A 25,214-nucleotide genomic window follows, 5' to 3' on the forward strand; every position below is an offset into this window, starting at 1 on the left:
GGTTCACCTTACTGGTCATCGCACCGCCCGATTCGTGAACACGTGGCGGAGGAGGGAGCTGCGTCCGTCGCGGTCGCCGCCGCGGATGGCTCCCGGGAGCTTGGTCGCGGCGTTGAGCCGGCTGGTGACGTGGCGACGGGCCGCGCGCGCCGCACGGCGCCATCCCATCGCATCCAGCTGCGCGGCGACGTCGTGGAAGAAGCGGCGCTCCTCGTCGAACCGGCCGCCGTACCGGGCGGTCGCGGACGAGACGCTCGCCTCGTGCCTCCGGTACTGGAAGGTGCGCTCGGGCAGGAGGGCCATGGTGCCGCCGCCGGTGATGATGGTCAGCTGCAGGGCCAGGTCGAGCACGATCTCGTACCGCGGGTCGAAGCCATGGGCGGCGCGGACGGCGTCCGTACGCCAGCAGATCGAGGGGAAGTAGGTCCAGTTGCCGCGCAGCAGGCTGACGGCGAGCGACTCGCCCTGCAGGATGACGGGATGCGACTTGCGCGGCCGCGACCAGCGCTTCACCCGGTCGGCGAGCGGCAGGAACGGCTCGCCGCGATCCGAGATGACGCTCACCTGCGGCTGGTAGTACGACGTGCCGGGGAAGCGCTGCACCGCGGCCCGCATCTGCGCGATGTAGCCCGGCTCGAGCACGTCGTCGCAGCCCATGAGCACGAAGTGCTCGCTCTCCACGAGCTCGAGCGACCGCGAGAAGTTGCCGCTCACACCGAGGTTCGTCTCGTTCAGCAGGTACTGGACGCGCGGGTCGCCGAGGCCCTGGACCCACTCACCGGGCGCCCGGTCGGGGTACTGGTCGTCGATGACCACCAGCCGCCACTCGGGGTCGGTCTGCGCGAGGACGCTGTTCACGGCGGCGCGGAGCTGCTCCGGGTCGCCGTAGAACGGCATCATGATGTCGATGGTCACGTCGGGGAGGGGGCCTTCGTCGGGTTGGGTTACCTGGCTCGGTCGTTACTATCTTCGCACGCGGTCGCTGGGCGCTCAGGCGAGGGCCGCGCGCCGCCGCAGTCCGAAGGTGCCGACCGGCCACGACACGACGGCCGCGGCCGCGAGCGCGGCGAGGAACGCCAGCGATCCGATCACCCACACCCAGATCGGTCCGAACGGCAGGTGCCACCACCAGTCGGCGCCTGCATCCAGGTTCAGCCCCTGCGCCGCCTCGCCCGTCACATAGCGGCGGAGGTTCGTGTAGAGCGCGACGTGGTTCGCGAGCCACAGCCCGCCCACGATCAGGATGAGCTGCACGCCGGAGAGGCCCAGCCCGAGGCGGCGCAAGCCCCAGAGGCAGACGCCGACGAACAGCAGGATGAGCGGGTAGATGTACCGGGGCTGCACGCCGTTGCCGACCGTCACCCGGTCGTGCACGAGGACGTACAGCGGCACGGCGACCAGCGCCAGGCCGACGAGGCCCACCGCGAGCGCCTTGCGCAGCGGCGCGTAGCGCAGCGCGCCGAACGCGACACCGGCGACGAGCGTGACGGACGGCACCCACACGATCGCGGGCATCAGCGTGTCGAGCCAGCCGAGGCCCCACGTGCCCAGGGTGCCCGTCCAGAGCGAGGGCAGCTGGAGCAGGTTGGCCACGGCGAGGGCGAGCGTCTGGCGTCCGGACAGCGGCGCGGCGGTCTCCGGGTTGATCACACCGCCCTGGCTGCCGGTGAGGAAGAAGACGACGCAGACGATCGCCAGCACGAGCGTGAGGATGGACTTCAGCCAGAAGGCGCGCGTCCGCTCGGCCTTCAGCAGCACGACGACGACCATCGCCAACACCGAGTAGGTCGCGGCGTCCGATCGCGCGCCCGCGCCCATCAAGGTCGCCACCGTCGCGAGCGCGCCGAGCCCGATCATCCGCCCGCGGGTCTGCGCCTCGTAGAAGCCGATCAGGCAGAGCCAGAGCGTCACGGCAGAGATCGCCGCCCATCCGGACGGGTTCACGCTCGGGATGATGAACATGCCGAACGGGACGAGCGCGATGAGTCCTCCCCACAGCACGATGCCGCGCCGTGGCGGCGAGAGCAGCAGGAAGAGCGCGGTCAGCAGCCCGACGAACAGCACGGCGTTGAACGCCCGCATCGCCAGCACCGAGGCGGCGGTGTGCTGGCTCACGAACACGCTCATCGTCAGGTAGAACACCGGCGGGTAGCCGTGGTCGTTGAAGGTGCCGCGCTTCGACGTGGTCAACTCCTGCGAGCCCGCGTCGGGGCAGCGCCCGCTGTGCAGGATGTCGAAGGCGTAGCACTTCGCCGCCTTGGTGACCGAGGCGGGCACGCGCTTGACGCCGGGATCGGCCGTCGACTCGCACAGGCCGGCGCGGTCGCCCTGCGCGCACCAGATGCTGCCGAGGTGGTAGTCCTCGTCCGGGCTCGCCCCGACCGGGGACGCCAGCGCCCACGACAGCAGGGCGGCCAGCAGCGCGACCGGGATGAGCGCGGCGATCACGGTGCGGACGCGGCCCAGGCCGAAGAGCCCCCACGTCCGTGCCGGCGGGGCCTCCTGGTACTCGACTCCGGCGGTCATCGCGCGGACTCCGCCGGCCCGGCGACCCGGTCGACGACGACCTCGCGCTCCTGGGCCGCCGACTGCATGACGGCCTCCGCGACCGCGAGCGTCGCCAGGCCCTCGTCCATCGTGACGATGCCGGGGCGACCGTGCAGGATGGCGTCGCGGAACGCCTCGTGCTCGATGCGCAGCGGCTCGCGCTTCTTGAGCGCGTACCGGATGACGGACCCCTCGGCCACGCCGCGGAAGGCGGACACCGCATCCCACTCGGTGGCGTCCGTGCCGTTCTCGTAGAAGGTGAGGTCGCCGCTCAGGGTGTCGGCGACGAACGCGCCCGACTCGCCGGTCACGACGGTGATCCGCTCCTTCATCGGCGACATCCAGTTCACCAGGTGGTTGGTGATGATGCCGTCGTCCAGGCGTCCGTTGAACGCGACGAGGTCCTCGTGCGGGCGGCCGCTGCGGCGGGAGGTGTTCGCGTGGACGGTGCGGAACGGGCTCTGCGCGAGCCACGAGGTCAAATCGATGTCGTGCGTCGCCAGGTCTTTGATCACGCCGACGTCCGCGATGCGGGCGGGGAAGGGCCCCTGGCGGCGGGTGGCGATCTGGTAGACGTCGCCCAGCTCTCCCGCGTCGAGGCGCTTGCGCAGGTTCTGCAGCGCCGGGTTGAAGCGCTCGATGTGGCCGACGGCGCCGACCAGGCCTCGCGAGCGGAACGCCTCGGCCATACGGGCGCCCTGCTCGACGTCCGCCGCGATCGGCTTCTCGACGAGCACGTGCACGCCCGCCTCGGCGAGCTGGAGCGCGACCTCCTCGTGGGCTGTCGTCGGCACCGCGACGATCGCGGCGTCGATGCCCGAGCCGAGCACCGCATCCACCTCGGCGTGGACCGGCACGCCCGGGATGTCGCCCTCGGATGCGAACGGATCGACGACCGCGGCGAGGGTCACCCCGTCGAGCTCGCGGATGACGCGCGCGTGGTTGCGGCCCATCACGCCCAGGCCGATGACGGCGTATCGCAGGGCGGCCATCAGCTTCCCGCCTTCGCGAGGGTGTTGACGGCGGAGACGACGCGGTCGAGGTCCGCCTCCGTGAGGGACGGGTGGACCGGGAGCGAGAGCACCTCGCGTGCGGCGCGCTCCGTCTCGGGCAGGTCGTCGGTGCGGCCGAACGAAGGGAGGCGGTGCACGGGCACCGGGTAGTAGACGCCGCTACCGATCGCGTACTCCTCGCGCAGGGCCTTCGCGAAGCCGTCGCGGTCCTCGGGGACCCGGATCGTGTACTGGTGGTAGACGTGCTCGACGCCCTCCGCCACGGGCGGGATCACCACTCCGGACAGCTCGCGGTCGAAGCGGGCGGCGTTGCGGCGGCGGTCGGCCGTCCAGCCGGCGAGCTTGCGCAGCTGGGCACGGCCGATCGCGGCGTGCAGGTCGGTCATCCGCGCGTTGAACCCGGCGAGCTCGTTCTGGTACTGCTTCTCCATGCCCTGGTTGCGCAGCAGCCGGACGCGGTGGTCGACGTCCGCGTCGGCGGAGACGACCATCCCGCCCTCGCCCGACGTCATGTTCTTGGTGGGGTAGAGGCTGAACATCGCGAAGGCGCCGAAGGTGCCGACCGGGCGTCCGTCGATGGTGGCGGCGTGCGCCTGCGCGGCGTCCTCGAACACGGCGAGCGAGTGGTCGTCCGCGATCCGCTGGATGCCTGCCATGTCCGCGGGGTGGCCGTAGAGGTGCACCGGCATGATCGCGGCCGTGCGCGGCCCGACCAGGCTCTCGACGGCGGCCGGGTCGAGGTTGAAGCTGTCCGGGTCGATGTCCGCGAACACCGGCTCGGCGCCGGCGAGGACGACCGCGTTCGCGGTCGCGGCGAACGTGAACGACGGCACGATCACCTCGTCGCCCGGACCGATGCCGGCGGCCAGTAGGCCCAGGTGGAGCCCGGAGGTGCCGGAGTTGACGGCGGCCGTGTGCCGGCCGTCCACCAGGGCGTCGGCGAACTCGCGCTCGAACGCGGCCACCTCGGGCCCCTGGGCGAGCATGCCGCTGCGCAGCACGGCGTCGACGGCCGAGCGCTCCTCCTCACCGATGAGCGGACGGGCGGCAGGGATGAATTCTGGCTGGGTCATTCGATTCGTTCGAGAGCGCCGTTCGCCTCTCGGTACCTTTCTCCGGTTCGCGGGCAGCTCCACACGCCGCCCTCTTCGCGCAGGGGGACCCCCGCGCGCCCGACCCAGCCGATGCGGCGGGCGGGCACCCCGACGACGAGAGCGTGGTCGGGCACATCCTTGGTCACCACGGCGCCCGCGGCGACGGTCGCCCAGCGCCCGATGGTGACGGGCGCGACGCACACGGCCCGGGCGCCGATGGAGGCGCCCTCGAGCACGGTCACGCCGACCGGCGTCCAGTCGGCGGCCGACTTCAGCTCGCCGTCCGGGCTCACGGCGCGCGGGTACTGGTCGTTGGTGAAGACGACCGCCGGGCCGATGAAGACGCCGTCGCCGATCGCGGCGGGCTCGTACACCAGCGCCAGGTTCTGGATCTTGCAGTTGTCGCCGACCGTCACACCCGCGCCGATGTAGGCGCCGCGGCCGACGATGCACGAGCGGCCGATGGTGGCGTGCTCCCGCACCTGCGCCAGGTTCCAGATCTTCGTCCCGTCGCCGACGACCGCGTCGGCGGACACATCGGCGTCGGAGGCGACGAACGTCACGTGGTGGTCCTCTCGGGGCGGTGCGGGCGCGGGATGCGGCGTCCGCAGTCGAAAATACCAGTTCATCGGGCGGGCGGCCGGATCGCGGCCGTCCGCTTCCCGACATGGTTGAATAGGTGTGCCCTGCTCAGGACACCGAAAAGGCTCCCACCACGCACATGATCGTCTTCATCTATGGAACGACGGCGGAAGCGATCAAGCTCGCTCCCGTGATCCGGCGTCTCCGGGCCCGGGGCAATCGCATCCAGCAGTGGGTCACGATGCAGCACACGGACGCGCTCGTGAAGGTCATGGACCAGCTCGGACTCGGCGAGCCCGACGTCGTCATCGCCAACGGGGCCAACGGCCGGCCGCTGCGCGGCACGCGCGACGTCGTCAGCTGGGGCACCTCCGTCGCGGGATGGCTGCGGCGCAACCGCAAGCGGCTCAAGCAGACGCTGCCCCCCGACACGGTCATCGTCGTCCACGGGGACACGATGACGAGCGTCGCCGGCGCCTGGATCGCGAAGCGCCTCGGCCTGCCGTGCGCGCACATCGAGGCCGGCCTCCGCAGCGGCAACTGGCGCCACCCCTTCCCGGAAGAGCTCGACCGCCGCATCGTCGGCACCATGGCGACGGTGCACTACACGCCGTCGGAGGAGGCCACCCGCAACCTGGCCAAGCGCGACAACGTCGTCTACACGTACGGCAACACCGCGCTCGACGCCGTGCTCGATCACGGCGACCAGGCGGGCGGGGGCGAGGAGCCGTTCGGCGTCGCCCTGCTGCACCGGTTCGAGTTCATCTCCAACTCGCAGCTGGTGGATGACACCCTCGCGGTCCTCCAGGAGAGCCCCATCCCGGTCCGGCTCATCGTCGACGTCTTCAACCGCGAGACGCTGGAGAAGGCGCTGCAGAAGACCGGCGGCGACCGCATCACCGTCATCCCGAAGCTCAGCCACGACGCCTTCGTCGAGATGCTGAAGCAGGCCGCCTTCGTCGTCACCGACTCCGGCGGCGTGCAGGCGGAGTCCGCCCTGCTCGGGCTGCCCACGCTCATCCACCGCAAGGCCACGGAGCAGGCGGAGGGCATCGGCCGCAACATCCTGCTCTCGGAGTGGGACCTCGGTCGCCTGCGCGGCTTCCTGACCGACTACGAGTCGATGCGCCACGGCCTGGAGCGGCCCGAGTTCTCGCCGTCCGACATCATCGTCGCCGACCTGGTGAGCAGGGGGTACGCCGATTAGCGTCGACCCGGCCGGCGCGCCGGCGAGCGGCGCTCGCGGCATGGTCGCGCGGCACGGCCGCGCGCTCGCGGAGATCGGCATCGTCAGCGCGCTCGGCATCGTCGCGACGACGGCCTTCCAGATCATCACGATCCGCGGACTGGGGCCGTCCTCGTACGGTCTGCTCGCGGCGGCGCTCGCGCTCATCAACGTCGCGGCGATCGGCAGCTCCGCGCTGCGCAACTCCGTCGCCGTGACCACGGCCGAGACCCTCCACAGCGGCCTCGCGCCGGCCGCGACCGGCCGCCGCCGGCTCGACGGGTCGTTCATCGAGGCCCTGGTGCTGGGAGGCCTCGGCACCCTGGGCGTCTTCGCGCTCTCCTCGACGCTCGCGGCCCCCGGCGCTCTCGGTCTCGTCACCGTGCTGCTCACCGCGGCCGCGATGATCCCCAACTTCCTGTTCGCGCGAGCGCAGGGCCGCCTCCAGGGCGCCGGAGACTCGCGCGCCGTGGTGTGGTGGTCGACGGGAGCCCAGGTCGCGCAGGCGGTGCTGGCGCTGATCGCGGTGCTCCTCTCGGCGCAGTCGAGCGCCATCCTCGCCATCCTCGTGCTGACGGCGCTCGCCGGGGCGATCGGCGCGAGCCTCCAGGCGCGGCGCGAGGCGGTGCCGCTCACCGGCCGCCCGTTCACCGTCAACAGCACGGTCGTGCTGCTGCTGACCATCGGCTTCGCGTGGTTGACGAACGCCGACGTGGTGTTCGTGCGCTCCGGCACGCCGCAGGAGGTCGCCGGCGCCTACGCGGCAGCAGCCGTGCTGATCAAGACGACGCTCATCGTGCCCGCCACCTTCTCGCTCTACCTGCTCCCGCGCTTCGTGCGCTCGCGGGGGAACGCCGCGCTCACCAACCTCGGCGTGACCGTGATCCTCGTCATCACCGCGCTGACCGGCGTCGCGATGTTCGTGATCGTCGCGGTGGCCGGCGACTGGATCGTCGGCCTGCTCTTCGGTTCGCACTACGCGCTGACCGGGCAGATCGTCGTCGGTTTCGCGATCGCGTGGCTGCCGTGGGCGCTCGCCCAGGGCATCCTGGTGCGGATCACGGCCGCCGCCTCCCGCGTCGCGCTCGCCGTCTTCGCGCTGGCCACGCTCGCGCAGTGGGCGGCCGCGTCGCTCACCCTGCCCGACATCGACGCCTGGCTGGTCGCCAACGGCGTCATCGGCCTGTTCGTCTTCCTGTCGCTCTACGCCATCCACTGGGTGCTGCTGCGGCGGCACCGCACCGTGGAGCCGGCTGGGACCGCCGAGGGGGAGCCGGGGCGGCCGTGACCAGCTACGAACCGCTCAACGAGCCGCTGCCCGTGCAGACGGCGGCCGGCGAGGGCTCCCAGACGTCGACGAGGTCGGGGACCCGGTCGTCCGTCGCGCTGATCCTCGGTGCGACGGTCGTCTCCGGGCTCAGCGGCTACCTGGTCACGTGGCGCGTGTTCACCGCCAGCGGTGCGGCCGGTTACGCCGTGTTCTCGGTGTTCTGGTCGGCGCTGTTCCTCGTCGTCGGCGTTCTGTTCGGCGTGCAGCAGGAGGCGACCCGTGCCGTCGCCCAGGCGGACCGCGAGTCCGCCGCGGTGCAGCCTGGCGCCCGCCGATCGTCGATCTGGCTGTTCGCCGCCGTGCTGGCGGTGGTCGTGCTGGCCGTCGTGCTTGTCAGCGCCCTCCTCTGGGCGCCCCCGTCGCTCGGCCCCGACAACGCGGGACTGAGCGTCTTCGTCGCCGTCGGCGCGGCGTTCAACTGCCTGGTCGCCGCCGGCTCCGGGGTCATGGCCGGCAGCGGGATGTGGCGGCAGCTCGCGGGGGTCGTCGCCCTCGACGGCGTGCTGCGCGTCGCGTTCGTGCTGCTGACCCTCGCCGTGACCACGCAGCCCTGGGCGCTCGCACTGGCCGTCATCCTGCCGTTCCCGCTGGCGCTGGCCGTCGTCTTCCTCACCGCGCCGCGCGAACTGGTGCGACGCGCCGTGGTGCCCGAGCGGATGCGCGGACTCGCGGCCAACACCCTCCGCACGATGATCGCGGGGTCGGCGACGGCGGTGCTCATCAACGGGTTCCCGCTCATCCTGTCGTTCTTCGCGAGCCCGTCCGGACACCGGGCGCTCGGCTCGCTCGTGCTCGCGGTGACGCTCACCCGTGCGCCCATCCTGGTGCCGCTCATGGCCCTCTCCAGCTTCCTGGTCAGCCAGTTCGCCCGGGCGCCGCACGGCGCCATCCGGCTCGTCACCCGCCTGTCGGTGCTGATCGCCGCGGTGGTCGCGGTGCTCTGCCTGTGCGCGTGGCTCTTCGGGGTGCCGGTCATCCGCGCGGTGTTCGGCAGCCAGTTCGACCTCGACGCGGCCACGCTGACGGCTCTCGTGGCGTCGTCCGGCATGATCGGCATCCTGTGCGTCACGGGCTCGGCCGTGCTGGCGCGCAACCTGCACGGCGGCTACGCCATCGGCTGGGTGGCGGCGTCGGTCGTGACGATCGTGCTGCTGTTCCTGCCGCTCCCGCTCGAAGGCCGTGCCGCTCTCGCGCTCGCGGCCGGACCCGCGGTCGGCATCGCGGTGCACCTGTGGTGGCTGCGTCCGCGTGCGACCGGTGACGCCGAGCCGAGCGCGGCGACGGGGGAGGAGCGGGCATGACCGACGACCGTGCGAGCGGGCTCGACCTCAGCATCGTGATCGCGTCCTACGACTCGGCCCCGTGGCTGCCGACCACCATCGGGTCGCTGCAGACGGCGCTGGCTCGGTCGGACGTCCGCGCCGAGATCGTGGTCGTCGACGACGGATCCACCGACGGAACGGCCGAGGTGCTCGCCGAGCTGGCGTCCACCTCCGCCGTGCCGCTCCGCGTAATCGCTCAGGAGAACCGCGGACGCTTCCTCGCCCGCTGGGAGGGCGCGCAGGCGGCCCGGGCCGACCGCTTGCTCATCTTCGACTCGCGCCTGCTGATGGGCCCCGACTCGTTCGCGTACTTCGAGACGGTGGATGCGGCCCTCGGCAGCCCGCCGTGGAACGGGCACGTGCCGACCGACCCGGCCGCTCCGCTGGTCGGCCGCTTCTGGGAGGTGCCGACCCACATCTTCTGGGGTGACTACCTCGCGCATCCCGCGCCGACCGAGATCGGCCTCGACAACTTCGACCGCGTGCCCAAGGGGACCGGCTGCCTGGTCATCGACAAGCAGCTGTTCCTGGACGCGTGCCTCGCGGCCTGGCCGGAGGAGAACGCGCACCTCGTCTCCGACGACACGAAGCTGCTGCGCTACGTGTGCGAGCGCCGTCCGCTCCGGCTCGACCCCGGCTTCCGCGCGCTGTACCGCCCGCGCACCACCGTTCGGGGATTCCTGCGCCACGCGTACGAGCGCGGCACGCTTTTCGTGGACAGCTACGCCGGGACGAGCGCCCTGCGCAACGTCGTGCTGTGGGCGCTGGCCGTCGTGCCGGTGATCGCCGTGCTCGCCCTGCTCCTGTCGCTGGTGCTGGGCGCCTGGTGGGTCGTGGTCGTGCTGCTCGCGCTCGTTGTGCTGGGGCTGCTGGCCCCGGCAGCGGCTGCCGCCGCCGGGCGCGCTCCCGGGCGTGCTGTCGCGGCGTACCTGACCTACGTCGTGCCGTTCGGCGCGGTGTTCTGGGCCGGCCTGGTGCGTGGGCTGAGGGTGCACCGGAGGTCGTTCGCGCGCTCGACGCCGGCGGCCTGAGCCGGACGGTGGGCGTCTGTCGTCAGGCTGCCGCCTGCCGTCATCCCGCCGCTTCGTGGTGCGGCAGCCGCAGCCGCCAGCTCATGCCCTGCGACGCCTTGACGGTGCAGATCACCAGCAGCATCCACCCGGACTCGACCAGGATCGAGCTCTCGAACACGCTGGTGACGAGCAGCGCGACCAGGACGAGCGGCGCCCAGGCGTAGACGACGCTGCGGCGGTTGGAGGCGAGCAGCCACGAGCGGCCGAAGGCCAGGGCGATCAGCGCCACGAAGAGCAGCAGGCCGATGATGCCGACCTGCAGGTAGACGTCGAGGTAGGCGTTCAGACCGTCCGCGTGGTACACGCCGGTCGCCGCCTGGATGGCCGTGAACGGGTAGAGGTCGGTGGGCCAGGAGCCGACCCATCCCCAGCCCACGGTCTGCTGCACCGGGATGAGCTGCCAGATCTGGATCCACAGCTGGTAGCGCACCTGGAAGTCGGCGCGCGCGTTGAGCAGGTCGATGACGCGGGTGCGGTAGATGTAGGCGGCGACCAGTGCCGCGACCGTGAGGACGGCGAGCCCCCACTGGAAGTAGGGCCGCTGGTGGGGACGGACCTTGCGCATCAGGTACAGCGCCAGGGTGGCGAGCCCGACGACGACCGACACGGCGGCGATGACGGGGGAGTGCGCGAGCAGGATGCACAGCCCGGCGAGCGTGATGGAGAACGCCGCCACGGGTGGACGGACGGACCGGGTGCGCAGCTCGACCAGGAAGGTGACGAACGCGATGAGCGCGACGATGCTGAGCTGGTTGCGCGAGCCGAACAGTCCCTGGATCGGTCCGCCGAGTGCGATGTTGCCCTGGATGCCGAGGAACTTCATCGGGGCGTCGAGCAGCAGGCCGCTCAGCACCTCCAGGGACAGCGAGAGGGTGAGCAGGAACCGCAAGGCGTCGCCGACGACCCGGACGATCTGGATGGCGTCCCGCACCAGCGCGATGTAGACGGCGAGGAAGGCGAAGATCAGCTGGTAGATCACCGCGCCGAACGTCGCCCACTGGTATTGGCTCCACAGCAGCGACAGCGCGCACCAGCCGACGAACAGCAGGGCGGAGATGGGCAGGAGCCCGTGCCATTCGATGAGCCGCCACTGCGCCGCGAACGACAGGGCCGCCAGGGCGACGAGGACGCCGAGCGCGCCGATCAGTCCTGGCCAGCCGATCATGCCCCGGATCGCGTGCGTCGAGAACCCCGTGATCACCGCGAGGAGGGCGAGTGTCGAGGTGAAGCGGGCGGAGCCCAGGAACTCGGTGACCGCGGGCGGCACCAGGGTCCGAGGGGGCGTTGCCATACCAGGAATCCTACGGGGCCGACCCCGCGGCTCTCACTTCGGGGCGGGTGCGGCGCTCCGGCGGCCGAGCGGACGCGTGCGCCTCGTCAGCACCAGGAGCGCCCCGATCCCTGCCAGTGCGCCTCCGGTGATCAGGAGCGTCGTGATCTCGGATCCGCTCTCCGCCAGCCGGGTCGTCGGCCCGTCGACGGCCGCCGGCTGGACGGTCGGGGATGGGGCCGGGGGATCGGACGTCCCTGCCCTGCCCGGCTGGACCCCGGTCGCCGGAAACGCCTCGCCGACCGCCTGCTGCAGCCGGGCGGCGAGGAAGGATGCGCCTGCGGCGTTCGGGTGCATCGCCCCCTCGGCGAGAGTCGGAGGCTGGAGGGACGTCAGGCTGATGCCGTTCAGGTACGGACCGGTCGTCCCCGTGCAGGGCGTGTGCGCGTCGGAGTCGGCGAGAACCGAGACGAAGGTCGCGCCGTTGCGGTCGGCGGAGGCGCGCTGCGCTGCGTCGAGCCGTGCGCTGAGCGACGCGATGAGCGGCCGGTCCGCATCCGTGAACGGGAAGGCATTCCGCGGAAGCGGCGGCTGACCGGTGCCGAGCGCCGAGCTGAAGCACCCGCCGGCCGGAGTGGCGGCGTCGGTCGGCGCGAGGGCGGGGTAGCCGAGGACGATCACCTTCGCGTTCGGCGCCTTCCGGTGGATGGCCGCGAGCATCGCATCCAGCCCAGGGGCGAGCCCGTCGACCGCGGCGGCGAGCTGCGACCCGAATTTCACGGCGCAGCTGGGCGACGCCGGATCTTGCAGGAGCGGACCGGACGGGCCCAGCGCCGCACACGAGGCAAGCACCGTCGAGAAGCCCGCGTCATTGCCCCCGATGGACACCGTGACGAGCGCCGTATCGGCGGTGACCGCATCCAGCTGGGCCGGCACGGTGGCGCCCGGGACGGCCTGCGGCGTCGAGGTCACATTCGCGATCGTCGCCCCGGTGCAGCTGACGTCGGTCAGGGAGAGCCCGTAGGTGCTCGCCACCCGGTGCGCGATGCTGTCGGACGACTGCAGGCAGCCCGGGGCCGGCGAGGCGGCGTATGGCGGAAGCCCGTACCCGGAGACGAACGAGTCCCCGAGCGCGACGTAGCGTGCACCCGCCAGCTGCTCGGCGGTCGTCGCGGCGCTCGCCGCCGGTCCGGTCACGGTGAGCGCGACCAGCGCACCCGCGATCGCAGCAGCGGCGGCCGTGGCCGCCCGTCCCCATCGCATCGACATCGTCTCGTCTCCCTCCGGTGCCGCCGACGGCGGCCTTCACAGGGGTAGACGAGGATGTCCAGCGGATCGTGACGCGCGTCAGCCCCCGCGCTTCGTCGAGACCGCCAGCGCGACGAGCAGCGCCCATCCGCCCTCGATCAGGATGCGGCTCTCGGCGAAGCTCTGCGCGATCAGGGCCGCGAGCAGCAGCAGGGGGAGCAGTGCCGTCGCGGTGTACGCCGCGTCGTCCGCGATCCCGGTGCGGGGGCGGTCGACCGCCAGGAACCAGGAGCGCCCGAACGTCGTGAGCACCAGCAGGATGAAGACCACCAGGCCGACGATGCCGAGCTGCAGCCAGACGTCCAGCCAGGCGTTGTGCGCCTGCAGGTATTCGACGCCGTTGCGGGTGGCGAGGCCGTCGAAGGGCTTCACCCACGGCGCCCAGTAGCTGACCCAGCCCCAGCCGAACACGGGGCGCTGCTGGGCGAGCCCGATTACGGCGTGCCAGATGTCCAGCCGGCCGGTCAGGTCCTCGCTCTTTCCGAACAGGGCGGGGATGCGCGAGGCGAACACGGAGATGAGCACGAGCCCCGCGATCAGCAGGGCGAAGGCCGTGACGTACACCGGCGTCCGGCGCGCGGGCCCCACACGCCGCGCCCACAGGGCGAAGGCGAGCACCACGGCGACGGCCAGGGTGGCCGCGATCACGGTGGCGGACCGCGTGAGCGCCAGCGTCAGCACCGCGACGACCAGCCAGCTGGCCGCCGATCCGCGGCGCACCGCCCTGTCCGCGAGCTGGATGCCGAACACGACGATCGCCAGGAGCGCGATCATCGCGAGCAGGTTGGAGTTGCCGACGATCCCCTGGATCGGACCGCCGTGGAACAGCAGGTCACGGCTCCAGAAGAACGCCTGCGGCACCTTCCCCGGCGGCGCGGGCTGCACGGGCGTCAGCGGCAGCACCGGCTGCCGGACGAAGACGGCGACGACGAGCTCGAAGAGCAGCGAGAGGCCGAGGATCCACCGGAAGGCGTTGCCGAGGGCGCTCAGCAGCCCCCGCATCCCGAGGCGAAGCCCCAGGAACAGCCCGGCGATCGTTGTCGCGAGCTGAGCGAGGACGCCGAGCGCGCTCGCTCCCGGATAGGCCGACCACGCGATCGACACGATCGCCAGGGCGAGGAAGACCAGCAGTGTCTTCGGCGTCGTCCGCCAGCGGAACCGCGGACGCGCGCGCACCAGCACGACGGCGACCACCACGGCCAGAACACCGGCCAGCGCGAAGTAGCCTGGCCAGCTGATCAGGTCGCGCCAGAACTCGCCCGCGAACAGCGTGAACAGCACCACCGCCGCGAGCACCGCCTCGCCGGTCCCGCTCGCCGAACGGGCGGTGCGGATGCGCTCGTCCAGCGCGGAGGGCCTCGTCACTCCCGCAGAATAGCTCACGCGTTCGGCATGGCGACGAAGAGGGTCCCCTGACCCGAGCCGACCGAGAGCGTCCGCTCGTCCCCGGTGATCAGGGCCGCTTCGCCGCGGGCGAGGCGCAGCGCTCCGGTCTCGCCGGCGAGTTCGAGGTCGCCCTCGGTGCACAGGGCGATGGCGGTGCCGGTGAGGGCCACCTCGGCCGAGGGGACGGCGGCATCGAGGCGCACCACGTCGAGGCGGAAGTCCGGCACGTCCGGGCGGAACTCCGCGACCCCGGCGGCCGGGTGACCCGCCGCCAGCGGCGTCGCGCGGATCGGGGAGAAGTCCAGCACCGAGACCAGCTCCGGCACGTCGATCCTTTTGCGCGTGAGGCCGCCGCGCAGCACATTGTCGGAGGCGGCCATCAGTTCGATGCCGAGACCCCGCAGGTAGGCGTGGATGTTGCCGGCGGGCAGGTACAGCACCTCGCCGGGGCGCAGGGTCGCGCGGTTGAGCAGCAGGGCCAGCACGATGCCGGGGTCGCCCGGGAAGGCCTCGTCGAGCATCCGCACGGTGTCGGCGTCCCGGTCGTCGGGCAGCTCGCGCGCCGCGGCGACCACTTCGGCCACCAGGAGGTCGACATCGGTGTCGCCGCCGAGCAGCCACTCGGTCGCACGGCGGAGCACGGCCCTCGGCTCGCCGTCCAGGGTGCGGGCGAAGCCGGCCAGCACCGCACCGCCACGGCTCGCGGAGGTGAGCCGCTCGAACGCCGCCCGGCTCTCGGCCGGGTCGCGGAAGCCGCACAGCGCCTCGAAGGGGTCGCTCAGCGCGTAGATCAGCTCGGGCTTGTGGAACGGGTCCTTGTAGTTGCGGTCGGGCGAGTCCGGCGCGAGCCCGAGGGCGTTCTCGCGCTCGAACCCCGCGCGCGCCTGCTCGGGCGAGGGATGCGCCTGCAACGACAGCGGGCCGTCCGCCGCGAGCACCTTCAGCAGGTAGGGGAGCTCCGCGGTGCGCTCCCACGCGGCGAGGTCCTCCGCGCCGCCGGTCAGCGCAGGGTCGAGCACGCGGGCGGGGGAGCCGGGATGCGCGCCCAGCCACAGCTCCGCCTCCGGACCGCCGCTCGGCTCGGTGCCGAGCAGGCCGGCGATCGCCGTCTCCGAGCCCCAGGCGTAGTCCCGCGGAGTGTTGCCGATGCGCACAAACATGCGTCCTCATCCCTTTCGTCGCGTTGGACCAAACTACCAATCGCTTTGTCCGCCCCCGTCCGGGTCTCTAGGCTGACGGCGGCCCGACCATCCCGCGGACGCACTGGAGCGAACATGCCCTTCGAGACCATCGCCGGAGACTTCTACGGCTTCGAGAACCTGCTGACCGACCGCGAGAAGGAGTTCATCGCGAACCTCCGCGCGCAGCTCGAGTCGGAGGTCAAGCCGATCGTCAACGAGTACTGGGAGAAGGCGGAGTTCCCGCACCAGATCATCGACGTGCTGCACCGCAACGGCGCCATCGGGCTCGGCTTCCCGGAGACCGCCCCGTTCGAGAACTCGGCCGTGTTCCGCGGCTGGGTGGCGCTGGAGCTGGCGCGCGTGGACGCATCCGTCAGCACCTACGTCGGCGTGCAGAACGGCCTCGCGCTCGGCGCGATCGGGGTGTGCGGCTCCGACGAGCAGCGTGCCGAGTGGCTGCCGAAGCTGGCGAGCGGGGAGGTGCTCGGCGCCTTCGGCCTCACCGAGCCCACCTCCGGCTCCGACTCCGCGCAGGGCCTCAAGACGGTGGCGACGCGCGACGGCGACAACTGGATCCTGAACGGATCGAAGCGCTGGATCGGCAACGCCACCTTCAGCGACATCACCGTCATCTGGGCCAAGAGCGCCGAGGACGGCCAGGTGAAGGGCTTCATCGTCCCGACGTCCACCCCGGGGTACACGGCGACCAAGATCGAGGGCAAGCAGTCGCTCCGGATCGTGCAGAACGCCGACATCACCCTCGAGGACGTCGTGGTGCCCGAGTCGCTGCGGCTCCAGAACGCGAACAGCTTCAAGGACACCGCGCGCGTCCTCCGGCTCACCCGCGCCGAGGTCGCGTGGGCGGCGGTCGGCGTCGCGGTGGGTGCGTACGAGGCGGCCCTGCGCTACACGAAGGAGCGCGTGCAGTTCGGCAAGCCGATCGCGGCGCACCAGCTGATCCAGGACCTCCTGGTCAAGTCGATCGGCAACATCACGGCCTCCATCGGGCTCTGCACGCGTGTCTCGCAGATGCTCGACGACGGCGAGCAGCGCGACGAGCACTCGGCCCTCGCGAAGGCGTTCGCGACGGCGCGGATGCGCGAGACGGTCGCGTGGTGCCGCGAGGCCCTGGGTGGCAACGGCATCGTGCTCGACTACGACGTCGCCCGGTTCTTCGCCGACGCCGAGGCCCTGTACTCGTACGAGGGCACCCGCGAGATGAACACCCTCATCGTCGGCCGGGCGATCACCGGCCAGGCGGCGTTCGTCTGAGGGCTCGGCCGGCGCACGATCGGAGGCGGTTCGCGCGGTCCCGGTAGGGTTGCCCTGACCGTGATGTCGAACGAGCAGGAGGACCGCCCGTGGCGTGGTTGGTGACCGGAGGCGCAGGCTACATCGGAGCGCACGTCGTGCGGGCGTTCCGCCAGGAGGGCATCGACGTGGTCGTCGTCGACGACCTGTCGAGCGGTCACGAGGAGTTCGTGCCGGCCGACGTGCCGTTCTACCGCGGCACCATCCTCGACGGCGAGCTGCTGGAGCGGATCTTCGCCGAGAACCGGATCACCGGGGTCGTCCACGTCGCCGGCTTCAAGTACGCCGGAGTGTCCGTTCAGCGGCCGCTGCACACCTACGAGCAGAACGTCACAGCGACCGCCGTGCTGCTGGCGGCAATGCAGGAGGCCGGTGTGGATGCGGTGGTCTTCAGCTCCTCGGCCGCGGTCTACGGCACGCCCGACGTCGACATCGTCACCGAGTCGACCCCGAAGAACCCCGAGTCGCCGTACGGCGAGTCCAAGCTGATCGGCGAGTGGCTGCTGCGCGACCAGGGCGTCGCGGCAGGACTCCGTCACACGTCGCTCCGGTACTTCAACGTGGTGGGCTCCGGCGACCCGAGCCTTCGCGACACCAGCCCGCACAACCTCTTCCCGCTCGTCTTCGACGCACTCGCCGAAGGGCGCTCGCCCCGGATCAACGGGAACGACTACCCGACCCCGGACGGCACGTGCGTCCGCGACTACATCCACGTCGCCGACCTCGCCGTCTCGCACGTCGCCGCGGCCAAGCGGCTGGACGCCGGGGAGCCGATCGAACCCGTCTACAACCTCGGCAGCGGCGACGGCGTCTCCGTCGGCCAGATCATGTCGACGGTCGCCGAGGTGACCGGAATCCCCTTCACCCCAGAAGTGGGGCCTCGACGCCCGGGCGATCCGGCGAGGATCGTGGCTTCGGGAGAGCTCGCAGCGCGCGATCTCGACTGGAAGATGCGGCACACGCTCGACGGGATGGTGCGCAGCGCCTGGGAAGCACGCCAGGCGGCGTCCTGAGACACCGGTCCGTCGGGTCGGCCCCACCGGGCGTGTCGCGATTGTTGTCGTTAACCGGCGCGTCGCGAACTCTCGACCAGCGGTCAAGGCTTTACGATTCGCGACTTGACGGAAGCGAATGACAACGGTGTAATTAGTGGCACACGGGAATCTCGTGTTTCAGCAGTCCATGGGTGGGGAGACCGATATGCCAGTTCCCGAATATCGTTCCGGGGTACCCGACGACTGGTTCATCGATCCGGTCCGGCTCGGCGTCCCGGGTGTCCGGTCGGCGGAGGTCGAGGACGACAACCCGCTCGCCTGGCAGACCGACGCCCTCTGCGCCCAGACCGACCCGGAGGCCTTCTTCCCGGAGAAGGGCGGATCGACCCGCGACGCGAAGCGCATCTGCACCTCGTGCGAGGTGCGGTCCCAGTGCCTCGAGTACGCGCTCGCCAATGACGAGCGGTTCGGGATCTGGGGCGGCCTCTCCGAGCGCGAGCGCCGCAAGCTCCGCAAGCGCGCCGGCTGACCGCCGCCACGCCCTCGGCGAATCCGCGCCGCGCCCGGCCCAAAGAAGGGATCGGCGCGACCCCGACCTAGGCTGACTGGCGATGTATCCGAGAGTCACCGCCATCGTCGTCGCCCAGAGCGGCGGCCCCCGCCTGCAGCGCACTCTCGACGCCCTCGCGGAGCAGACCCGTCGACCGGACGCCGTGATCGCCGTCGACTGTGCGTCCTCCGACGACGCCGCCCGGCTGCTGTCCGAGTCCCACCCCACCCAGCTGCTCTCCCTCCCCGAGAAGCTGGCCTTCGGCGCCTCCGTCGCCGCGGCCGTCCGCGTCCTTCCCCCCACCTCCGGTCCCGACGAGCTGCTGTGGCTGCTCGCCCAGGACACCGCTCCCGAGCCTCAGGCCCTGGAGGCGCTGCTGGCCGCCCTCGAGGTGTCGCCGTCCGTCGCGGTCGTCGGTCCGAAGCTCGTCGACTGGGACGATCCCGCGTTCATCCGCGAGTTCGGCGAGGCGATGACGCCGTTCGGCGCCTCCCTGCCACTGGTCGAGAACGAGCTCGACCAGGCGCAGCACGACGGCCTCAGCGACGTGCTCGCGGTCTCCAGTGCCGGCATGCTCGTGCGCCAGGCGCTCTGGGAGCGGCTCGACGGCTTCGACCCGGCCCTCCCGACCATCGACGACGGCCTCGACTTCTGCACCCGGGCCCGTCTCGCGGGCTTCCGCGTCACGCTCGTGGCGCAGGCGCGCGTCGCCCTCGGCGGCGACGGCCTCGCCGGTCCCAACCTGTCCCCGAAGTGGACGGTCCGCCGGCGTCTGTCGGGGGAGCGTCGCCGCGCGCAGCTGCATCGCCGCATGGTGTACGCGCCCGGCTGGGCGGTGCCGCTGCACTGGCTGACCCTGGTGCCGCTCGCCATCCTGCGCGGGCTCGTGCGGCTGCTGCGCAAGGAGCCCGGATCGATCGGGGGAGAGCTGGGCGCGGCCTTCCGCGTCGCGTTCTCCGGCATGGCGGTGGGCAACGCCCGGCGCCGGCTGGCGTCGGCCCGCGAGGTCGGCTGGGCGGCGGTCGCGCCGTTGCGCATCCCCTTCGCCGAGGTGCGGCGCGCCCGCGCGCTGAAACGCGAGGCGGCCGTGGTGCGCCAGCAGGGCGAGCGCCAGGACCTCGACTTCTTCGCCACCGGAGGCGGGTGGGCGGTTCTCGCCGCCCTGCTGGTCGGGCTGGCGCTGTTCTTCCCGCTGATCGGTTCCGGCGCCCTCAGCGGCGGCGGTCTGCTTCCGCTCGACTCGTCGGTCGGCCAGCTGTGGGCGAACCTCGGCTACGGGTGGCGGGATGTGAACCTCGGCTTCACCGGAGCCGCCGACCCGTTCTCGGCCGTTCTGGCCGTGCTGGGCACGCTGACCTTCTGGCAGCCGTCGCTGTCCCTGGTGCTGCTCTGGGTGCTGGCGCTCCCGCTCGCGGCGCTCGGCGCCTGGCTGGCGGCCGCGCGGCTGACGGCACGCGGGACGCTGCGCGCCTTCGGCGCCCTGGCGTACGCGCTCGCGCCGACCATCCTGGTCGCGCTGCAGGGCGGGCGTCCAGCCGCCGTGCTGGCGCACATCCTGCTGCCGTGGCTGTTCTTCGCCGGCCTCGCGGCGCGCCGGTCGTGGGCGGCCAGCGCCACCACGGCCCTGCTCGCGGCGGCGACCGTCGCCTGCGCGCCCATCCTGATCCCCGCGCTCGTCGTCGTCTGGATCGCGGCGATCGCGTTCGCCGGCCGCCGTGCCGCGCGCATCGTGTTCCTGCCGCTGCCCGCGGTCGTACTGTTCGCGCCTCTGGTGTGGCAGCAGGCGGCGCGCGGCGCGTGGCTGTCCATCCTGGCGGACCCCGGGGTGCCGCTGGATGCGCGGCAGACCCCGGCCTGGCAGCTCGCGCTGGGCTTCCCCGACGGCACCCTCGGCGGCTGGCATCAGCTCGCCACGGCGCTCTCGCTGCCGACGGCCTCGGCGAACATCCTCGTCCCCATCCTGCTGGCGCCGCTGGGCGTGCTGGCCATCCTCGCGCTGTTCCTGCGCGGCACGGTCCGCGCCATCGTCGCTCTGCTCGTCGCACTCGCCGGCTTCACCACCGCCGTGCTCGCGCTGCACCTCCAGCTCACCGTCTCCGGCGGCACGGTCGTGCCGATCTGGCCGGGGAGCGCGGTAAGCCTGTACTGGCTGGGCTTGATCGGCGCCGCCGTGCTGGCGCTCTCGGCGATCGGGCGCGCCGCCGTGTACCCGGCCTGGGCGGCCATCGTGACGCTGGCCATCGCGGCCGTCCCGGTGGGGATCGCCACGCTGAACGGGCACGCCGCGGTCGCGGAGAGCGACGGACGCACCCTGCCGGCCGTGGTGACCGCAAAGGCGGCGACGCAGCCGCGCACCGGCACGCTGCGCATCATCCCGGAGCCCGGCGGCGGCATCCGCGCCGACGTCCTGCGCGGCAGCGGAGAGACGCTCGACCAGCAGTCGACGCTCGCCGACACCTCCCGGGCGCTCACCCCGGGGCAGCGCGACCTCGCCGAGCTCGCCGGCAACCTGTCGTCGCGGAGCGGCTACGACGCGTCCGCGCAGCTCAAGCAGCTCGGCATCGATTTCGTCCTGCTGACGCCGTCCGCGACCGCGCTCGGGTCGACCGACACGTCGGCGGCCGACGCCACACGCTCGCGGGCGGAGGTCGCGATGGATGCGAACCCGCTGCTGGCACCGGTCGGTGCGACGGGCACCGGACGGCTGTGGGCGTTCGACCGCGCGACGGCCGACGTCCCGCCTGCCGCGCGCGTCCCCGCCGACGCAGGCGACCCGTGGCGCGTGCTCGTGCTGGTGCTGCAGGGCCTGGTGATCGGCGTGACGCTGCTCATGGCCATCCCCACGACGCGCTCGGCGGATCGCGTCTCCGAGCTGTCGGCGCGGCGCCCCCGCGGGCGCGGCGACGAGCGCGCCGTCGAGCCGGACGATGCGCCCGAGACGCCCGAGGGCGCGGGCGACGGCGTCGCGGACGAGAGCCTGGACGAGTACGAGGCCGAACCCGCCGACGAGGCGGTCGTGGAGTCCGCCGAGGAGGACGAGCTGCGGGAGACCGCTGAGGAGCCCGTCCCCGAGGCGGAGGAGACGGACGAGGCCGAGCCGGAGCCGACGACCGAGCCGGAGGCGCCGCGCGAGCAGGAGGCGGCACGTGAGCCGGAGGAGGCGCGCGAGCCGGAGCCTGAGCCGGCCCCCGAGCCCGAGCCCACCCCCGAGCCCGAGCTCACGCGCGAGCCCGAGCTCCCCGCCGAGGAGACCGACGGCGACCGCTTCGACGACCGCGAGCACGAGCGCGTGACGACACCGCCCGGTCCCACGACGCTCGAGGACGGCCTCGAGGAGACCATCATCCGACCCCGACGCAGCTTCGAAGGAGGCGACCGTGCCTGACCGCAAGGGACTCGCCCGCATCGGCATCCGCGCCGCCGGCGGCCTGGTCGGAGTCGCGGTCGCGGTCGTCGCCATCGGCGGCGCCACGCTGCTGCCGCTGCCGGACTTCGCGATCGGCGCGCCCTCGCAGACGGTCACCCCGGTGCCGGCCGACCAGCAGCGCGTCTGCCCGGGCCCGCTCCTCCAGCTCGCGGCCGACGCCGGCGCGGCCACCCGGCCGAGCTCGGTCGGCGCGCCCACCACCACGACGGGCTCCACCGGCGCCGAGGTGCGCACGCACACGCTGAAGGCCGACACCGACTCCGAGTCCGCCGATGAGGCGCCGCTCCTGGCCACCGTCTCGACCCCGCCGGGCGCGAGCGCCGCACCGCTGATCGCGGGCGCTCAGCTGCAGAACGCCGCCGCGCAGGACCTCGCCGGCCTCGCCGCCGCGTCGTGCGCCGAACCGAGCGCCGACACCTGGCTCGCCGCCGGCTCCACCGCCCTCGGGCAGACCAGCCTGGTGCTGCTCGCGAACCCCAGCGCGGTCGACGCGACGGTCGATCTCGCGATCTTCAGCGAGTCCGGCCCGGTGAGCGCTCCCGGAGCGACGGGGATCGTCGTCCCCGCCGGAGCGCAGAAGGTGGTCCCCCTGGCCGGCCTCGCGCCGTCCGCCGCCGCGCCCGTCGTGCACGTGACGACCTCGGGCGGCGAAGTGGTCGCGTCGCTCCAGCAGAGCTACGAGCAGGGCATCCAGCCCCGCGGCGCCGAGATGGCCGGCGCCACCGGCGCTCCCGGGCGTCAGCAGATCATCCCCGGCGTGACCATCGCATCCATGAACGCCGTGAAGGGCGCGCAGTCCGCGGAGGGCGTCGGCGTCGACTTCCCGGTCGTCCGCATCCTCGTGCCCGGCGATAAGGACGCCCAGGTGACCGTCGGCGCGGTCGGGGAGACCGGCACCGCGGCGGGCAACTCGTACGCCACCACGGTGAAAGCCGGAACGGTGGCCGAGGTGCCGCTCAACGACCTGAAGGACGGCAGCTACACCGTCACGGTGAACTCCAGCGTGCCCGTTGTCGCCTCGGCCCGGACGTCCGTGATCGGCTCCAAGACGCGCGACTTCGCCTGGTTCTCGTCGGCCCAGCCCCTGCTGAAGCAGGCCCTGACCAGTGTCCCGGGCGGGTACACGCCGACCCTCCACGTCGCGAACCCGGGCGAGGCCGACCGCACCGTCACGGTGCAGAGCGTCGCGGCAGGGAGCAAGGCGTTCACGCTGACCGTGCCCGCCGAGGGTGGGGCCGGCGCGAACCTGAAGCCCGGGACGTACGTCGTCACGGGTGCGGACGGCCTGACGGCGAGCATCAGCTACGCGGCCGACGGCCGCACCTCGAGCTTCGCGCTCGCCCCGCCCGGCCCGCTCGCCGCACCCATCACGGTCTACCCGAACTAGCCGCCGCTCCGGCTGAGCCGCTGCGGGCCACCCCGGTTGCCCCGGCGGTCCGCGTCAGAAGTGGCGGTACCGATCGGGCGCGAGGTCCCACGGGTCCTTGCCGAGCAGCTCGGCCACGGCGCGGAACACGCATCCCTCGATGTACATGCGGCGGTGGAGCTCGTCGTCGCGGTGCAGCTTCGTCAGCCGCTGGATCGGGATGCGGTAGAGCACGATCCGCCGCCGGCCGGCGTCGACGCGCCAGCGGTCCACGCCGTCGGCGCCGGAGTTGCCGATCGGCGTCGCCGCGACCTCGAAGTGCACGTTCGAGAGCTCCTCCGGCCAGATGCCCTTGAGGTAGTCGGCGGTGGATGCGACCGTCATGTCGAAGAAGTCGATCCGGTTCTGCAGCATGGGCAGGTGCGGACCGGTCACCGGCCCGCGCGCGCCCCGGCCGTGGCGGCTGCGCCACCGGCTCGTCGCCGGCGGCTGGCTGCTGGTGCGGCGGTTGCGGGGCATGTCGCCATCCTACGTCCGCGGCGCTCGGGTAGTCTGAGCCCGATGTTGAGCCGTCCGTGTTCCCGTATCGCCTGCCCGCGCGACGCCGTGCAGACGCTCACGTACGTGTACGCCGACTCGATGGCCGTCATCGGGCCGCTGAGCCTGTCGCACGAACCGCACTCCTACGACCTGTGCGCGATCCACGCCGAGCGGCTGTCCGCGCCGCAGGGCTGGCAGATCGTCCGCCACGTCGGCGTGACCGACGCCTGACGGGGCGCTCGCGGTAGGTTAGGGCCATGAGCGCGCCCCGGGATCCCCGTCTGCAGTCCGTCGTCAAGACCTACGACATCCGGGGACTGGTCGGCAAGGACCTCACCGAGGACCTGGTGGAGGCCATCGCCGCCGCCTTCGTCGACGAGGTCGAGGCTGCGGGGACCGATGTGATCGTCGGCCACGACATGCGCGACTCCTCGCCCGCGTTCGCCGCCGCCTTCGCGCGCGGCGCGCAGGCCCGCGGCGGGAACGTGGTGTCGATCGGCCTGTGCTCGACCGACGAGTCGTACTTCGCGTCCGGCTCGCTCCAGGCGCCCGCCGCGATGTTCACAGCGAGCCACAACCCGCCGACGTACAACGGCATCAAGCTCTCCCGCGCGGGCGCCCAGGGCCTCAGCATGGACACCGGGCTCGGGGCGGTCCGCGACCGCGCCGACGTCTACCTGCGCGACGGCATCCCGAGCGTCGACCAGCCCGGTTCGTTCCGTGAAGAGGACGTGCTCGACCGCTATGCGGCCTACCTGCGGTCACTCGTGGACCTCAGCGGCATCCGCCCGATCACGGTCGTCGTGGACGCCGGCAACGGGATGGGCGGGCTCACCGTCCCCGCGGTGCTCGGCGAGGCCGCGGGCCTGCCCGCACTGCCGATCACGATCATCCCGCTCTACTTCGAGCTCGACGGCACGTTCCCGAACCACGAGGCCAACCCGCTGGAGCCGAAGAACCTGGTCGACCTGCAGCGCGCCGTCGTCGAGCACGGCGCCGACCTCGGGCTCGCCTTCGACGGCGACGCCGACCGCTGCTTCGTCGTCGACGAGCGCGGCTCGGCAGTCACGCCGTCGGCGGTGGCCGCCATCGTCGCGGTCCGCGAGATCGCGCGCGCCCGGAGGGAGGACCCGGATGCGGAGATCACGGTCATCCACAACCTGATCACCTCCAACATCGTCCCCGAGACCATCGAGGCCGCGGGCGCGGTGCCGCTGCGCACGCGGGTCGGCCACACGCTGATCAAGGACGCCATGCGGCGATCCGGCGCGGTGTTCGGGGGCGAGCACTCGGCGCACTACTACTTCCGCGACTTCTGGAGCGCCGACAACGGCATGCTCGCGGCGATGCACCTCCTCGCCGAGTTCGGCGCGCAGGACCGCCCGCTCTCCGCCCTCGCGGCCGAGTACACGCCCTACGCCATGTCCGGCGAGATCAACTCGACCGTGGACGACGTGCCCGCCGCCTTCACCCGGGTCGTGGAGGCGTTCCGCAGCCGCGCCGACTTCGACGAGCTCGACGGGCTCACCGTCACCGGGCGCGTCGGACAGGACGAGACGTTCTGGTGGTTCTCCGTCCGCCCCTCCAACACGGAGCCGCTGTTGCGGCTCAACGTGGAGGCGGGGGACCAGGCGACCATGGCGCGCATCCGCGACGAAGTGCTCGCGCTGATCCGGGGGTGACCCGGCCGGGCG

General features: G+C 72.3%; 21 protein-coding genes. 11 read left to right on the plus strand and 10 right to left on the minus strand.

The genetic code is table 11. From position 1 onward, the window contains the following. Positions 1 to 15: 15 nt before the first annotated feature. The 5 genes from J2W45_RS18045 to J2W45_RS18065 form a co-directional block, all read right to left on the minus strand. Positions 16 to 915, minus strand: coding sequence for a glycosyltransferase family 2 protein (locus J2W45_RS18045; protein ID WP_310134672.1), 900 nt, complete (start codon positions 913 to 915; stop codon positions 16 to 18). 75 nt (positions 916 to 990) lie between these two features. Beyond that, entirely contained in the window at positions 991 to 2,526 is a 1,536-nt protein-coding gene (locus J2W45_RS18050) for a DUF2142 domain-containing protein (protein WP_310134674.1), read from the minus strand. Then, positions 2,523 to 3,539: a Gfo/Idh/MocA family oxidoreductase gene (locus J2W45_RS18055; RefSeq protein ID WP_310134676.1), complete on the minus strand. Its 1,017-nt coding sequence runs from the start codon at positions 3,537 to 3,539 to the stop codon at positions 2,523 to 2,525. Before J2W45_RS18055 ends, J2W45_RS18050 begins: the two co-directional genes overlap by 4 nt. Next, positions 3,539 to 4,633 carry a DegT/DnrJ/EryC1/StrS family aminotransferase gene (locus tag J2W45_RS18060; RefSeq protein WP_310134677.1) on the minus strand — a complete coding sequence of 365 codons (1,095 nt, stop codon included), beginning with the start codon at positions 4,631 to 4,633 and terminating at the stop codon, positions 3,539 to 3,541. The genes J2W45_RS18055 and J2W45_RS18060 overlap by 1 nt, the downstream gene beginning before the upstream one ends. Then, positions 4,630 to 5,217, minus strand: a complete 588-nt coding sequence (locus tag J2W45_RS18065) for an acyltransferase (protein WP_310134679.1) — start codon at positions 5,215 to 5,217, stop codon at positions 4,630 to 4,632. The genes J2W45_RS18060 and J2W45_RS18065 overlap by 4 nt, the downstream gene beginning before the upstream one ends. 158 nt (positions 5,218 to 5,375) lie before the next feature. On the opposite strand from J2W45_RS18065, the gene J2W45_RS18070 reads away from it, so the two are divergent. From J2W45_RS18070 to J2W45_RS18085, 4 genes are read left to right on the plus strand one after another with little or no spacing between them, the layout of a single operon-like run. After that, positions 5,376 to 6,443, plus strand: a complete 1,068-nt coding sequence (locus J2W45_RS18070; RefSeq protein ID WP_310134681.1) for a UDP-N-acetylglucosamine 2-epimerase — start codon at positions 5,376 to 5,378, stop codon at positions 6,441 to 6,443. 40 nt (positions 6,444 to 6,483) lie between these two features. Then, positions 6,484 to 7,749: a hypothetical protein gene (locus J2W45_RS18075; RefSeq protein ID WP_310134682.1), complete on the plus strand. Its 1,266-nt coding sequence runs from the start codon at positions 6,484 to 6,486 to the stop codon at positions 7,747 to 7,749. After that, positions 7,746 to 9,092 (plus strand): lipopolysaccharide biosynthesis protein, encoded by a 1,347-nt coding sequence (locus tag J2W45_RS18080; RefSeq protein ID WP_310134684.1) that lies wholly within the window; start codon positions 7,746 to 7,748, stop codon positions 9,090 to 9,092. Before J2W45_RS18075 ends, J2W45_RS18080 begins: the two co-directional genes overlap by 4 nt. Continuing rightward, on the plus strand, positions 9,089 to 10,144 hold the full coding sequence (locus tag J2W45_RS18085) for a glycosyltransferase family 2 protein (RefSeq protein ID WP_310134685.1): 1,056 nt from the start codon (positions 9,089 to 9,091) through the stop codon (positions 10,142 to 10,144). The genes J2W45_RS18080 and J2W45_RS18085 overlap by 4 nt, the downstream gene beginning before the upstream one ends. Positions 10,145 to 10,184: 40 nt before the next feature. Here the strand turns inward: J2W45_RS18085 and J2W45_RS18090 are convergent, their stop codons facing one another. From J2W45_RS18090 to manA, 4 genes are all read right to left on the minus strand, one after another. Continuing rightward, on the minus strand, positions 10,185 to 11,477 hold the full coding sequence (locus J2W45_RS18090; protein ID WP_310134687.1) for an O-antigen ligase family protein: 1,293 nt from the start codon (positions 11,475 to 11,477) through the stop codon (positions 10,185 to 10,187). 33 nt (positions 11,478 to 11,510) lie between these two features. Beyond that, positions 11,511 to 12,725 (minus strand): SGNH/GDSL hydrolase family protein, encoded by a 1,215-nt coding sequence (locus tag J2W45_RS18095; protein ID WP_310134690.1) that lies wholly within the window; start codon positions 12,723 to 12,725, stop codon positions 11,511 to 11,513. Positions 12,726 to 12,803: 78 nt separating this feature from the next. Continuing rightward, positions 12,804 to 14,129 (minus strand): O-antigen ligase family protein, encoded by a 1,326-nt coding sequence (locus J2W45_RS18100; RefSeq protein WP_310134692.1) that lies wholly within the window; start codon positions 14,127 to 14,129, stop codon positions 12,804 to 12,806. 14 nt (positions 14,130 to 14,143) lie between these two features. Continuing rightward, positions 14,144 to 15,310 (minus strand): mannose-6-phosphate isomerase, class I, encoded by a 1,167-nt coding sequence (gene manA, locus J2W45_RS18105; protein WP_310134694.1) that lies wholly within the window; start codon positions 15,308 to 15,310, stop codon positions 14,144 to 14,146. A 114-nt stretch (positions 15,311 to 15,424) separates the two neighbouring features. Here manA and J2W45_RS18110 point away from each other — a divergent pair, with 114 nt between their 5' ends. From J2W45_RS18110 to J2W45_RS18130, 5 genes are all read left to right on the plus strand, one after another. Further along, a complete protein-coding gene (locus J2W45_RS18110) occupies positions 15,425 to 16,603 on the plus strand; it encodes an acyl-CoA dehydrogenase family protein (protein ID WP_310134696.1) in 1,179 nt (392 codons plus the stop codon). 89 nt (positions 16,604 to 16,692) lie between these two features. Beyond that, the gene (gene galE, locus J2W45_RS18115) at positions 16,693 to 17,655 is read left to right on the plus strand and encodes a UDP-glucose 4-epimerase GalE (RefSeq protein ID WP_310134699.1); all 963 of its coding nucleotides are present in this window, start codon (positions 16,693 to 16,695) and stop codon (positions 17,653 to 17,655) included. Between the two features lie 187 nt (positions 17,656 to 17,842). Beyond that, a complete protein-coding gene (locus J2W45_RS18120) occupies positions 17,843 to 18,166 on the plus strand; it encodes a WhiB family transcriptional regulator (protein WP_310134702.1) in 324 nt (107 codons plus the stop codon). Between the two features lie 82 nt (positions 18,167 to 18,248). Next, on the plus strand, positions 18,249 to 21,572 hold the full coding sequence (locus tag J2W45_RS18125) for a glycosyltransferase (protein ID WP_310134704.1): 3,324 nt from the start codon (positions 18,249 to 18,251) through the stop codon (positions 21,570 to 21,572). After that, positions 21,565 to 23,001: a DUF5719 family protein gene (locus J2W45_RS18130; protein WP_310134706.1), complete on the plus strand. Its 1,437-nt coding sequence runs from the start codon at positions 21,565 to 21,567 to the stop codon at positions 22,999 to 23,001. The genes J2W45_RS18125 and J2W45_RS18130 overlap by 8 nt, the downstream gene beginning before the upstream one ends. Positions 23,002 to 23,055: 54 nt before the next feature. Here J2W45_RS18130 and J2W45_RS18135 read toward each other — a convergent pair whose 3' ends face one another. Further along, positions 23,056 to 23,499 (minus strand): metallopeptidase family protein, encoded by a 444-nt coding sequence (locus J2W45_RS18135; protein WP_310134708.1) that lies wholly within the window; start codon positions 23,497 to 23,499, stop codon positions 23,056 to 23,058. A 42-nt stretch (positions 23,500 to 23,541) separates the two neighbouring features. Between J2W45_RS18135 and J2W45_RS18140 the strand changes: the two genes are divergently transcribed. Continuing rightward, complete coding sequence (locus tag J2W45_RS18140; protein ID WP_310134710.1) at positions 23,542 to 23,751, plus strand: DUF3499 family protein; 210 nt, start codon at positions 23,542 to 23,544, stop codon at positions 23,749 to 23,751. A gap of 26 nt (positions 23,752 to 23,777) precedes the next feature. Continuing rightward, positions 23,778 to 25,202, plus strand: coding sequence for a phosphomannomutase/phosphoglucomutase (locus tag J2W45_RS18145; protein WP_310134711.1), 1,425 nt, complete (start codon positions 23,778 to 23,780; stop codon positions 25,200 to 25,202). The last annotated feature ends 12 nt before the right edge of the window (positions 25,203 to 25,214 follow it).

The sequence above is a fragment of the Leifsonia shinshuensis genome, from assembly GCF_031456835.1.
GTDB lineage: Bacteria > Actinomycetota > Actinomycetes > Actinomycetales > Microbacteriaceae > Leifsonia > Leifsonia shinshuensis_C.